An 11842-nucleotide genomic window follows, 5' to 3' on the forward strand; every position below is an offset into this window, starting at 1 on the left:
TCGTTCGCCGAGACACTTAGGAACGGCCCGACTGTTTTGTAAGAGCTTCGATCGCCTGGCGCAGGGTATCGATCTCGGCACGCGTTTCGCGCAGTTCCTTCACCACCTGTTCGTCGATCTTGTGATGAAGGGCGAGAACCTCGATCTCAGCCTTGAGATTGATCTCGTAATCCTTGGCCGCCATGAAGCGGTCCCGTTCCGCCTGGCGATTCTGGCTCATCATGATGATCGGCGCCTGGATGGCTGCGACCATGGACAAAAGAAGATTGAGGAAGATGAAGGGGTAAGCATCAATCGGGCGCGCTGCCAGAATGACCGTGTTGAGAATCACCCAGGCGACCAGAAAGAGCAGGAAGCCGATGATGAAACTCCAGGAACCGCCGATCCGCGCGATGCTGTCTGCCACGCGTTGACCGAAGCTCGAACCGGCAAGGAAATCCTCACCGGCATTCGTCGAAACCGTGCGTCGCTCCCGCGCCTTTTTCAGGACCTTCTTCTCGGCCGATGTCAGTTGATCGACCTGCTTACCGAGCAGGGTCTTTTCCAGGTCTTTCAGCATTTCGATCTTCTCACAGGAGCTTGGAAGGGATCCGACAGGGACAGGTGTCACCCGATTGACAGGGATAGGTCCGATGGCCGCAGTCATCCGGTGACGGTGAAGACGCCTATCGCATTTTCGCGACGGTTGTTCACGGAAATTTATCCACTTGCGGAACACAAATGGAACATATAGTGTCTGTTCTGGATTTGTTTCACAAACGGGGCTCTGCATATGCTGACGCGCAAGCAACAGGAACTGCTTCTCTTCATTCACGAACGGATGAAGGAATCGGGCGTGCCGCCTTCATTCGACGAAATGAAGGATGCCCTCGATCTTGCGTCGAAATCTGGCATTCACCGACTGATCACGGCCCTTGAGGAACGCGGTTTCATTCGCCGGCTTCCCAATCGGGCGCGTGCGCTTGAAGTCATCAAGCTGCCGGAAGCCTATACACCCAGCCTGCAGCCGCGGCGCGGTTTTGCACCGAGTGTCATTGAGGGCAGCCTGGGCAAGACGCCGCCGCCTGTGCCCGCCAGACCGAGTGTCGAAGACCAGAATTCCTCCGTCAGCGTACCGGTCATGGGCCGAATCGCGGCCGGGGTGCCGATCTCGGCCATTCAGAACAACACCCATGACATCACCGTTCCCGCCGAAATGATCGGTGCCGGCGACCATTACGCACTTGAGGTCAAAGGCGATTCGATGATTGACGCCGGCATCCTCGATGGCGATACCGTCATCATCCGCAATGCCTCCAACGCCAATCCGGGCGACATCATCGTCGCACTCGTTGATGACGAAGAAGCAACCTTGAAGCGCTTCCGTCGGCGTGGCGCTTCGATCGCTCTGGAAGCGGCCAATCCGGCTTACGAGACGCGGATTTTCCCGCCGGACCGGGTCAAGATCCAGGGCAAGCTCGTCGGCTTGATCCGCCGATATCACTGACGGACAGGCATTGCGGGATTGTGGGGGCCGTTTTTCCGTTCCGTCTCGCTGTCGCTATCTTTGTCCTTGCTATCTCCTGAGTCTATGCCGTGCTGCCTGGCGGTTTCGCCTGTGCGCCAATCGTAGAGACGATGGATTGTCCAGGGCCGTGGCGGGCCTGACAAGGCGGGCGAGATCTCAATCGTCTTGTCGTGGTGGGCGCCAAGCCGGATTTCCACGGCGCCGCTTGTGCGCAGTGTTGTCTCGCTGAGGAATGTTGCAGTCGACCGGCAGCCTTTCATGCGGCTGCGGCCCCCAAGGATGACGATATCGGCGACGTCGCAGGCAGGTCCGGCAAGATCCGGGCGGTCAACGGTCAACACCGTCCATCCATCAACAAGTTTTGCGGCGCAGGCGCTGCGGATGCAGGTGAAGCGGTCCGTTTTGGCTGTCTGGACCAGTTGCTCGAGCGTTTGTCTCGCCAATTGTATCGTCGCGGAATCCCAGGTTTCTTCCTTCTTCCAGTCTGCAGGCGGCGGGAGCACGGGTGCACTTTCCATACTCGGGGGCAGATGGTGGTCGGCGGCCAGTGCCGGCTGCCATTGATCGAAGAGGAAGGGGGGAGGGCGTTTGCGATTGCTTGCAAGGACCCTCCCCTCCCCCACCCGCTCTTGTTGAGACCAAAAGCCGACCATGCGGCCATCTTCGCTGACCAAGAGGTCCGCCGGCTGTTCGCCAGAACGCAGAAAGGCCGCTGCCAAGGTGACGATGAGAAGCACGGTGCCGCCGTGCCGGAGCCCGGTGTGCAGAAGGGTCATCAGCAGAAGAGCGACCACAACAAGCACCGGAAACCAGGTCGGCTGTCGGGGAATGAAGGCTGCCTCTCCCCAACCGGCGACGGTGTGGGCGACCACCAGCACGAGATCGAGCCCGCCTCCCATGATCCAGAAAAAGGGGGCGTCGAGACCGAACGGCATCGCCAGCATGGCAATGAAGCCCGCCGGCATGACGATGATCGAAATCAGAGGCATGGCGGCAAGGTTGGCCTCCAGCCCGTGCGTCGACAGCCGATGAAAATGGGTAACGGCGAAGATCGCTGTCGAGAGCCCGCCGATCAACGAGGTTGCAAGCGTTCCGCCGACAAACTTGGCGGCAAAGGTCGCCAGTTTTCCAGAGGTGGATGTTGGCGTCGGCCAGATCGAGCGCGGCGCCTTTCTCCAAGCGGCATAACCCGCGATCAATGCTGCGGTTGCGGCAAAGGACATCTGGAAACTCGGCCCCATTACCGCCGAAGGCTGGGCAATCAGGATGATCGTCGCGGCAACGGCCAGATTGCGCAGACTGATGGCAGGTCTGTCGATGAGCACGGCAACCAGCATGATCGCCGTCATGAGATAGGCCCGCAGTGCCGAAACCTGGTAGCCTGAAATGAGGACATAGGCTGTGGCCGCCAACAGCGCACCGCCAGCGGCAATCTTCTTGACCGGATAGCGCTGCGCCAGGCCTGGAAAAAGGCTCAGCAGAGCGCGCAACCCGACAAAGAAGATGCCGGCAGCAAGCGCCATGTTCAGGCCGGAAATTGCGGTGATGTGGGCGAGACCCGACAGGCGCAGCGCGTCCGTCGCCTCCTTCGACATCGAGCGGCGTTCGCCGGTTATGATGGATGCGGCGAATGCGCCGGTGTCTCCGGGCAAGACTTCATGGATACGGTCTGAAATCCGGTCGCGCAGTGAAAACAGCGATTGGTCCACCTGCGTCCACAGATCGCTCTCGGCCGCACGCGCAATCGACGGGCGCTCGGGTGCGCCGAGAAAAAAGCCGACAGCGCCGATGCCGGCGAAATAGCTCTGAAAGGCGAAATCGTTCATGCCGGGCAGCGCCGGCCCCGACGGCGGAGAGAGCCGCACGCGTCCGGTGATCGGGTCACCAATCCGGACCACTCCATGACGGCTGCGGGCCAGCAGCGAGATGCGTTGCGGAGGGCGCCGAAGTACGGGGTCTGCGGTTGCGGACAAACGGATGACATAGCGCCATTCGCCAGCGGCCCCTGCCTCCCGCCGCTCCACCACTCCGGTCACCGTCGTTACCACCGGGGCGTCAAGAATGATCGTCGCCATCCTCCGCGTTTCCGCGTCCGCCAGCAGCATTCCGGCGACCACCATCAAGGCCGCCAGGGACAGCGCCCGGCGGTTCGTTCCGGCAAGACTGAACCAAAGGGCGATCAGGGAAAGTGGCAGAAGTGCCAACAGGATCGTCGTCGACGGGGGCACAGGGAGGCTGAACCAGACAACTTCACCAAGACCCATACAGACAGGAACAAAGTGGAAGAGGTGGCCCTGCCCGCTCTCCTTGCCAGCAGCAATGCGTATCTCTGCGGGCAGGCTCCGGAGCCTCACGTTGAGGCGCGCGACCCGGCTCCTGGTGGGGCGGGAGACCGGATGATCGGTGCGCAATGGCGGCGCGAATTCGCCAAGCGGCGCGCGCAACGCCTCCCCCTCGACATCAGGATTATTCTCGCGCAGATGCACCATCTGAACTCAACCCGCAGCCCGGCGAAAAACGCGGGCGCAGAGCAGAATAGGCCATCCGCACCAGACAATCAAAGCGTGTGTCAGACACTCCGCCAAACGCAAATCAACATGCAAATCGATTAGAACCGTCCGGTTCGATTGGCGTCGATTTCGCAACGCACAATTTGCCCTTTGGATAGCTTGGCATTAACTTCCGTATCATATAGCTACATCAACACGCTTAACCGATGGCGGCTTTTTGGAGACGCCTTCCCGCCAATTCCGGAGGATTAGCATGACGGACAAAAGCGCTTCTTTGAAACTCGGGGACAAGACGGTCGACCTGACTGTCAAGGGCGGCACGATCGGCCCTGACGTGATCGACATCGCGGCCCTCTACAAACACACCGGCGCCTTTACCTACGATCCGGGCTTCACCTCCACCGCGTCCTGCGAATCCAAGATCACCTATATCGACGGCGACGAAGGCACGCTGCTTCATCGCGGCTATCCGATCGAACAGCTCGCCGACAAGGGCGACTTCCTTGAAGTCTGCTATCTGCTGCTCTACGGCGAACTGCCGACGCCGGCACAGAAGAAAGACTTCGACTACCGCGTCACGCACCACACCATGGTGCACGAGCAGATGAGCAAGTTCTTCTCCGGCTATCGCCGCGACGCCCATCCGATGGCCGTCATGGTCGGCACTGTCGGCGCGCTCTCGGCCTTCTATCACGACTCGACCGACATTACCGATCCGCACCAGCGCATGGTCGCGTCGCTGCGCATGATCGCCAAGATGCCGACGATCGCTGCCATGGCCTACAAGTACCATGTCGGCCAGCCCTTCGTGTATCCGAAGAACGATCTCGACTACGCGTCGAACTTCCTGCGCATGTGCTTTGCCGTGCCGTGCGAAGAGTACAAGGTGAACCCCGTTCTGGCCCGCGCCATGGACCGCATCTTCATCCTGCATGCGGATCACGAGCAGAACGCGTCGACTTCGACGGTCCGTCTCGCCGGCTCCTCGGGTGCCAACCCGTTCGCCTGCATTGCGGCCGGCATCGCCTGCCTCTGGGGCCCCGCCCATGGCGGTGCGAACGAAGCGGCCCTCAACATGCTGATGGAAATCGGCTCGGTCGACCGTATTCCGGAATATATCGCCAAGGCCAAGGACAAGAACGATCCGTTCCGCCTTATGGGCTTCGGTCACCGGGTCTACAAGAACTACGACCCGCGCGCCAAGATCATGCAGAAGACGATGTATGAGGTTCTCGAGGCAACCGGTCACGGCGACGACCCGCTCATGAAGGTGGCGCTCGAACTCGAGAAGATCGCGCTCAACGACCCCTACTTCATCGAAAAGAAGCTCTACCCGAATGTCGACTTCTATTCAGGCATCACGCTGCGCGCGCTCGGCTTCCCGACGACCATGTTCACCGTTCTGTTCGCGCTTGCCCGCACCGTCGGCTGGATCGCACAGTGGAACGAAATGATCGAAGATCCGCAGCAGCGCATCGGCCGTCCGCGTCAGCTCTATACCGGCGAGCCGAAGCGCGACTACAAGCCGATCACCGATCGCTGATCACACGCCACAGACATATTGGAAGGCCGGCACATCGCCGGCCTTTTGCATTTCGGTTCATGGCATCAGACCCGCCGGGCTCGCCCGGCACGGGTTTCCGTTACTGGACCTCACCGACAGCTGAAACTGCTGCGCCGGGCGCTGCGCGCCATCACTTTTCTGTGCCGGCGGGGCAGAGATACCCTCCTGCCTCTTTTCGACCGGATACGCCTTCAATTCCTTTGATCTTTGTTCTAAGGAAGTCCACCCGCTTCGCCCGTGCGAAGATCAGTCAAGAGGTTCATGCGTCCCGATGCTCGTCATATTGAGAAAAGTTTCCCAGACCCTGTTCGCCAAGATCCTGCTGCTTTTGCTGGTGGCATCCTTCGGCGTGTGGGGCGTTTCGGCTTCGCTGTTCACCAGCAATTCCGACACGGTGGTGGCCGTGGGCGACCAGACGGTTTCGACGCGGGACTTCGCCTTTGCCTATCAGCGCCAGGTTGCCGATCTCAGCAATCGGTTCGGAACCCAGTTGACCACCGAACAGGCCAAGGCCTTCGGGGTCGAATCCATGGTGTTCTCCCAGCTTGCTGCGGGTGCGGCCCTCGATCAGCTGGCATCGGACATGAATCTCGGCCTGTCGCAGGACCGGCTTGCCCAGCTGATCGCTGATGACCCGGCATTCAAGAACTCGGCCGGCAACTTCGATCGTGCACTGTTCACCTCGCGCCTGCGCAATTCGGGCCTGCGCGAAGACGACTACATCCAGGAGCGCTCCAAGGTCGCGATCCGCAGCCAGATCGTCGATGCGACCGCAGACGGTTTCGTCGCTCCGAAGGTCCTCGTCGATGCGATCAAGGATTATCGTTACGAGAACCGCGACATCAACTATCTGCTGCTCTCCAACGCCAATATCGACCCGATCAAGGCGCCTGACGACGCGACGCTGAAGACATGGTTCGATACGACCAAGTCGCGCTACCGCGCACCGGAATTCCGCAGCTTCACCTATGTGAAGCTGGAGCCGGCCGACATCGCCGACAAGGCATCCGTAAGCGACGAGGACATCAAGGCCGACTACGATCGGCGCAAGGCGACTTATGAGATCGCCGGAACGCGCACGATCGAACAGCTCTCGTTCGAGACGCGGGAACTGGCCGACGCTGCCGCCGCCGAGCTTACCAAGGGCACGAGCTTTGATCAACTCGTCACCGACCAGGGCAAGACGGCGAGCGACGTGCTGCTCGGCGATTTCTCCAAAGATCGCCTGCCGGACGTTGCACTTGCCGATGCGGCCTTCGCAGTGAAGGCTGAAGGTGGCACGACGCCGGTTGTCGAAGGCGCACTTGGCCCGGTCATCCTGCGTGTGACGAATATCAAGGAAGGCCGTACGCGCAGCCTCGATGAGGTCAAGGACGAAATCCGCGAGGCCCTGGCCGAATCGGCCGCCATTGCCGATATCACCGCTGTACACGACCAGTTCGAGGATCTGCGGGCGGGCGGCTCGACGCTCAAGGAAGCGGCTGACCAGTTGAAATTGAAGGCCTTGACGGTCACCGACATCGACCGTCGTGGCTTCGACACGCGCGAGACCGAAGTTGCAGGCATTCCCGAACGCGACGCCCTTCTGGCAGAAGTCTTCCGCACCGACATCGGTGTTGAGGCCCTGCCCGTCAATCTCGGCAATAACGGCTACATCTGGTTCGATGTCACGGACATCAAGGCAGAGCGCGACCGGGAACTTGCGGAAGTGCGGGAAAAGGCAGTGGCCGACTGGACCGCGGAACAGCAGCGCACCGCGCTCGGTGCCAAGGCCGAGAGCCTGCGCAAGCGTATTGCCGATGGTGGCAAGCTGGCAGACGTGGCTGCCGAACTCGGCCTGACGGTCGAAAGCAAGGCCGGCCTTACCCGCCGCACCGAAGATGCGGTTCTGGGTCCGGCTGCGATCACCGCTGCGTTCAGCGGGCCGGAAGGCACTGTCACCAGCGCATCGGGCGGCGATCCGGCGACCCAGATCCTTTTGACCGTGACCGCTGTTCGCGACCAGGCCGCAGGTGGCGTGTTGAGCAACGAGGACGAGCAGATCGTCTCCATGGCCAATTCGGCTGGCGACGACATTCTCGACCAGATGGTCGGACAGTTGCAGGCGCAATATGGCGTGACATTCAACCAGGCGCTGGCCCAGCAGGCCATCGTTCGCTAACGCCGACGTCAGGGGGAGCACGTCCATGTCCGGGTTGAAACCCTTCATCGCGAAGATCGCGAGCCGCCAATCTCTGACCCGCCAGGAAGCAAGCGACGCGTTCGAGATCCTGATGTCCGGCGAAGCGAGCATGGCGCAGGTTGGCGGATTTCTGATGGGGCTGCGCGTTCGCGGCGAAACGGTCGACGAAATCGCCGGAGCTGTCTCGATCATGCGCCAGAAAATGGTCGTGGTCGACGCACCGGAAGACGCCATCGACATCGTCGGGACAGGTGGTGACGGTACCAATACCTACAATATCTCCACCCTCGCCGCGATCATCGTGGCGGGCGCCGGCGTGCCTGTGGCCAAGCACGGCAACCGCGCGCTGAGCTCAAAGTCTGGTACCGCCGATGCGCTCTCGCAGCTCGGTGTTAAGCTCGACATCGACCCGCAGACCATTTCCCGATGCATTCACGAGGCCGGCATCGGCTTCATGTTCGCCCAGATCCATCACCCTGCCATGCGCCATGTGGGCTCTGCCCGCGTCGAGCTCGGTGCACGCACGATCTTCAACATCGTAGGGCCCCTTTCGAGCCCGGCTCAGGTGAAGAAGCAGCTGTTCGGTGTGTATTCGCCGGAATGGCTGGTGCCTGGGGCTGAAGCGCTGCGAGATCTCGGCCTCAGCAGTGCATGGGTTGTCCACGGAAGTGGTCTGGACGAGATCACCACAACCGGCCCTTCTCTGGTTGCGGCGCTCAAGGACGGCGAGATCAGCACCTTTGAATTGACGCCAGCCGATTTCGGCGTGGCCGAGGTCGCGCTCGATGCGATCCGAGGTGGCGATGGTACGGTGAACGCGGCCGCTCTGCGTGATGTGCTTGGCGGCGCAAAGACGGCCTACCGGGATGTGGCGCTGTGCAACGCTGCCGCCTCGCTCATCGTCGCCGGAAAGGCCAAGGACGTGACCGAAGGCATGCACCTTGCCAGCCAGTCGCTCGACAGTGGCGCCGCCGCACGCGCCCTCGAAAAGCTGATCGCCATTTCCAATTCCGCCACTCAGGACTAAGCTTGCCCTCATGACCGATATCCTGAAGCGCATCGAAACCTACAAGCGGGAAGAAATCGCAGCCGCCAAGGCCGCCGTTTCGCTTGCCGAACTGAAGGACCGCATCGCGGCCCAGGACGCGCCGCGCGGCTTCTACCAGGCGCTGTCGCGCGCGCGGAACCAGGAGCGGTTCGGCCTGATTGCGGAGATCAAGAAGGCCAGCCCGTCCAAGGGCCTCATCCGTCCGGACTTCGATCCGCCGGCGCTTGCGGCCGCCTATGAGGCTGGCGGCGCTGCCTGCCTTTCCGTGCTTACGGACACGCCGAGCTTTCAAGGCGCCCCGGAATTCCTGACAGCCGCCCGCAAGGCTTGCTCGCTGCCGGCCTTGCGCAAGGATTTCATGTTCGATGCCTACCAGGTCTATGAAGCCCGGGCCTGGGGTGGTGACTGCATTCTGTTGATCATGGCTTCGCTTTCGGACGGCGAAGCCGCCGAGCTTGAAGGGGTTGCCGTCGAACTCGGTATGGACGTTCTGATCGAAGTGCATGATGCCGAGGAAATGAAGCGGGCGCTCAAGCTCACGTCCCCACTCGTCGGCATCAACAATCGCAATCTTCGCACCTTCGAAGTGAGCCTCAGCGTCAGCGAAGAACTGGCCGCCATGGTGCCTTCCGACCGCCTGCTGGTCGGCGAAAGCGGAATCTTCACCTATGAAGACTGCCAGCGGCTGCAGAAATCGGGAATCTCGACGTTCCTCGTCGGCGAAAGTCTGATGCGCAAGGACGACGTCGCCGAGGCGACCCGCATCTTGTTGACCGGCAAGCCCGGCACGCTGGCTGCGGAATGACGGGCGGACCGACCGCACTCACGCATCTCGGCGCCGCCGGCGAGGCGCATATGGTCGATGTCTCGGCGAAGGATGACACGGTCCGGATCGCGGTTGCTGAAGGCTTCGTTACGATGAAACCGGAAACCCTTGCGATCATCCGGGACGGTAACGCCAAGAAGGGCGACGTCATCGGTACGGCGCGTATCGCCGGCATCATGGCGGCGAAACAGACGGCCAATCTCATTCCGCTCTGTCATCCTCTGATGCTGTCCAAGGTCAGCATCGACATCACCGAAGATGCCGAACGTTCCATGCTTCGCGTCGAAGCGACCGTCAAGCTCACCGGCAAGACCGGCGTCGAGATGGAAGCTCTGACCGCCGTTTCGGTGACATGCCTGACGATCTACGACATGGCGAAAGCCGTCGACAAGACGATGGAGATCGGCGGCATCCGGGTTCTGGAAAAGAGCGGTGGGAAGTCCGGCGATTTCCGGCATCCGGAGCGCGTGTGATGTCGCTGCTGCCGGTCGAGGATGCCCTGGCGCGCCTTCTGGCGGCCGCCCAACCGGTCGTCGAAATCGAGGCCGTCTCGCTGCACGAGGCCAATGGACGCGTGCTGGCCGATGATCTCGCCGCCCGCCTCACGCAGCCGCCCTTTGATGCCTCGGCCATGGATGGGTATGCCCTTCGCGCCGAAGATGCTGCCGAGGTCGGGGCCATACTGAGCATCATCGGCGAATCGGCGGCGGGCCACGGTTTTTCCGGGCGTGTCGGCGGCGGTGAGACCGTCCGGATCTTCACCGGTGCGCCTGTCCCTGAGGGGGCCGACAGTGTTCTGCTCCAGGAGGATGCCGAGACGCTCGCAGATGGACGGATTCGTACGGGGTTTCCGGTGACATCTGGCCGGCACATACGCCCGCGGGGCCAGGATTTCGCCGAAGGTGACGTGGCGCTCGCCGCCGGCATACGTCTCGACTTCAGTCACCTGACGCTTGCCGCAGCCATGAATCATGCCCGTGTGCCCGTCCTGCGGCGGCCAAGGGTCGGCATCCTTGCGACGGGCGATGAACTGGTTGCACCGGGCCGGCAACCCGGACCCAGCCAGATTATCGGATCCAACACCTTCGGCATCGCGGCCCTCGCCCGCGACAATGGCGCCGACGTCATCGATCTCGGTATCGTCGCGGATGATCGTGCGGCATTGCTGGCAGCCATCGCACGCGCGCAGGAAAGTGGCGTCGATGTCTTGGTCACCCTCGGTGGTGCATCCGTCGGCGACCACGACCTCGTCCAGTCGACGCTGGTATCGGCCGGAATGGAACTTGATTTCTGGCGGATTGCCATGCGACCGGGCAAGCCACTGATGGTTGGCCGGCTGGCAGGAATGCAAGTGCTTGGACTTCCGGGCAATCCGGTGTCCAGCCTCGTCTGTGGGCTTCTGTTCCTCGAGCCTCTGCTTTGCCGTCTCGGACGGATAATGCCGCCTAAGCGCATGGCAACAGCACGGTTGCGCACAGCCCTGCCCGCCAATGACAAACGTCAGGACTATGTGCGGGCGCGGCTGTTTCGCGAATCGGATCAAACGCCTGTTGTCGAAAGCTTCGGCAAACAGGACTCATCGATGATGCGCATCTTCTCGCAGTCCGACTGCCTCATCGTCAGACCTCCGCATGCGCCGATCGCGATGGAAGGCGACGAGGTGCCGGTGCTTTTGCTCCGACCCTAACCGTTTGATTGGTCGACGCTGGTGTCGATCATGGCGTCAACGTTGCCGGATTTGGTATCTTCCAGTCCGTACTGTCGCTTGATCAAGGCCGCAATCTCGTCCTCGACGGCCTCTCGATCTTCGGGCGACATCTCTGCGAGCATCTCTTCGGTCAGGCCGTTTTCCTTGAGGTATTTCTCCCGGATGCGCTCGGCTGGTGTTTTTCTGCTTTCTTCGAGAAACTCCGCCCGCAACGCGTCGCGCTTCTGCGCCGCCTCTGCGGTTTCCTCATGCAAATACTTGCCGGCCCGCAGCTGCCAGAGATTCGACTCCAGGCTTGTCGAGGATCGGCCGCGCTCCGGTGTGTTGCCGAAAGCCTGCGGTTTGCCCGCGTCATAACTCGACGGAGCCTCCGATGTGGGTTTCGGCTTTGTCGAGTAAGTCGGTAAGTACAACCCTGTTTCGCCAATGCGCATGTCTCGCCTCCTTTTTTTCCACCCAAGGTAGGCAGTCGGGCTTGCGTCTGGCTTGAACGAAAA

The 11842-nt window shown here is 61.4% G+C and carries 10 protein-coding genes; 7 read left to right on the forward strand and 3 right to left on the reverse strand.

Annotated features, from left to right (window positions below):
* Window positions 1-16: 16 nt before the first annotated feature.
* Window positions 17-559, reverse strand: coding sequence for a DUF1003 domain-containing protein (locus DFO46_RS07905; protein WP_120276930.1), 543 nt, complete (start codon window positions 557-559; stop codon window positions 17-19).
* Between the two features lie 213 nt (window positions 560-772).
* On the opposite strand from DFO46_RS07905, the gene lexA reads away from it, so the two are divergent.
* Entirely contained in the window at window positions 773-1486 is a 714-nt protein-coding gene (gene lexA, locus DFO46_RS07910; RefSeq protein WP_110792971.1) for a transcriptional repressor LexA, read from the forward strand.
* On the opposite strand, the gene DFO46_RS07915 is transcribed toward lexA, so the two are convergent.
* Window positions 1480-3996 (reverse strand): ComEC/Rec2 family competence protein, encoded by a 2517-nt coding sequence (locus DFO46_RS07915; protein WP_120276931.1) that lies wholly within the window; start codon window positions 3994-3996, stop codon window positions 1480-1482. The genes lexA and DFO46_RS07915 overlap by 7 nt on opposite strands.
* A 274-nt stretch (window positions 3997-4270) precedes the next feature.
* Here DFO46_RS07915 and gltA point away from each other — a divergent pair, with 274 nt between their 5' ends.
* The 6 genes from gltA to glp all read left to right on the forward strand — a co-directional run bounded on the left by gltA (window position 4271) and on the right by glp (window position 11324).
* Window positions 4271-5560: a citrate synthase gene (gene gltA / locus DFO46_RS07920; RefSeq protein WP_110792972.1), complete on the forward strand. Its 1290-nt coding sequence runs from the start codon at window positions 4271-4273 to the stop codon at window positions 5558-5560.
* Window positions 5561-5852: 292 nt separating this feature from the next.
* A complete protein-coding gene (locus DFO46_RS07925; RefSeq protein WP_120276932.1) occupies window positions 5853-7742 on the forward strand; it encodes a peptidylprolyl isomerase in 1890 nt (629 codons plus the stop codon).
* Window positions 7743-7767: 25 nt separating this feature from the next.
* Window positions 7768-8790 carry an anthranilate phosphoribosyltransferase gene (gene trpD, locus DFO46_RS07930; protein WP_120276933.1) on the forward strand — a complete coding sequence of 341 codons (1023 nt, stop codon included), beginning with the start codon at window positions 7768-7770 and terminating at the stop codon, window positions 8788-8790.
* A 10-nt stretch (window positions 8791-8800) separates the two neighbouring features.
* Window positions 8801-9616 carry an indole-3-glycerol phosphate synthase TrpC gene (gene trpC / locus DFO46_RS07935; protein WP_120276934.1) on the forward strand — a complete coding sequence of 272 codons (816 nt, stop codon included), beginning with the start codon at window positions 8801-8803 and terminating at the stop codon, window positions 9614-9616.
* Window positions 9613-10110: a cyclic pyranopterin monophosphate synthase MoaC gene (moaC, locus tag DFO46_RS07940; RefSeq protein ID WP_120276935.1), complete on the forward strand. Its 498-nt coding sequence runs from the start codon at window positions 9613-9615 to the stop codon at window positions 10108-10110. The genes trpC and moaC overlap by 4 nt, the downstream gene beginning before the upstream one ends.
* The gene (gene glp / locus DFO46_RS07945; RefSeq protein ID WP_120276936.1) at window positions 10110-11324 is read left to right on the forward strand and encodes a gephyrin-like molybdotransferase Glp; all 1215 of its coding nucleotides are present in this window, start codon (window positions 10110-10112) and stop codon (window positions 11322-11324) included. The genes moaC and glp overlap by 1 nt, the downstream gene beginning before the upstream one ends.
* On the opposite strand, the gene DFO46_RS07950 is transcribed toward glp, so the two are convergent.
* Window positions 11321-11779 (reverse strand): hypothetical protein, encoded by a 459-nt coding sequence (locus DFO46_RS07950; protein ID WP_120276937.1) that lies wholly within the window; start codon window positions 11777-11779, stop codon window positions 11321-11323. The genes glp and DFO46_RS07950 overlap by 4 nt on opposite strands.
* Window positions 11780-11842: the final 63 nt, after the last annotated feature.

It is taken from the genome of Rhizobium sp. AG855 (assembly GCF_003610655.1).
Lineage (GTDB): Bacteria > Pseudomonadota > Alphaproteobacteria > Rhizobiales > Rhizobiaceae > Allorhizobium > Allorhizobium wuzhouense.

Coding starts and splice junctions, on each gene's coding strand:
- DFO46_RS07905 (WP_120276930.1), bottom strand. CDS start 559: ATGCTGAAAGACCTGGAAAAGACCCTGCTCGGTAAGCAGGTCGATCAA.
- lexA (WP_110792971.1), top strand. CDS start 773: ATGCTGACGCGCAAGCAACAGGAACTGCTTCTCTTCATTCACGAACGG.
- DFO46_RS07915 (WP_120276931.1), bottom strand. CDS start 3,996: ATGGTGCATCTGCGCGAGAATAATCCTGATGTCGAGGGGGAGGCGTTG.
- gltA (WP_110792972.1), top strand. CDS start 4,271: ATGACGGACAAAAGCGCTTCTTTGAAACTCGGGGACAAGACGGTCGAC.
- DFO46_RS07925 (WP_120276932.1), top strand. CDS start 5,853: ATGCTCGTCATATTGAGAAAAGTTTCCCAGACCCTGTTCGCCAAGATC.
- trpD (WP_120276933.1), top strand. CDS start 7,768: ATGTCCGGGTTGAAACCCTTCATCGCGAAGATCGCGAGCCGCCAATCT.
- trpC (WP_120276934.1), top strand. CDS start 8,801: ATGACCGATATCCTGAAGCGCATCGAAACCTACAAGCGGGAAGAAATC.
- moaC (WP_120276935.1), top strand. CDS start 9,613: ATGACGGGCGGACCGACCGCACTCACGCATCTCGGCGCCGCCGGCGAG.
- glp (WP_120276936.1), top strand. CDS start 10,110: ATGTCGCTGCTGCCGGTCGAGGATGCCCTGGCGCGCCTTCTGGCGGCC.
- DFO46_RS07950 (WP_120276937.1), bottom strand. CDS start 11,779: ATGCGCATTGGCGAAACAGGGTTGTACTTACCGACTTACTCGACAAAG.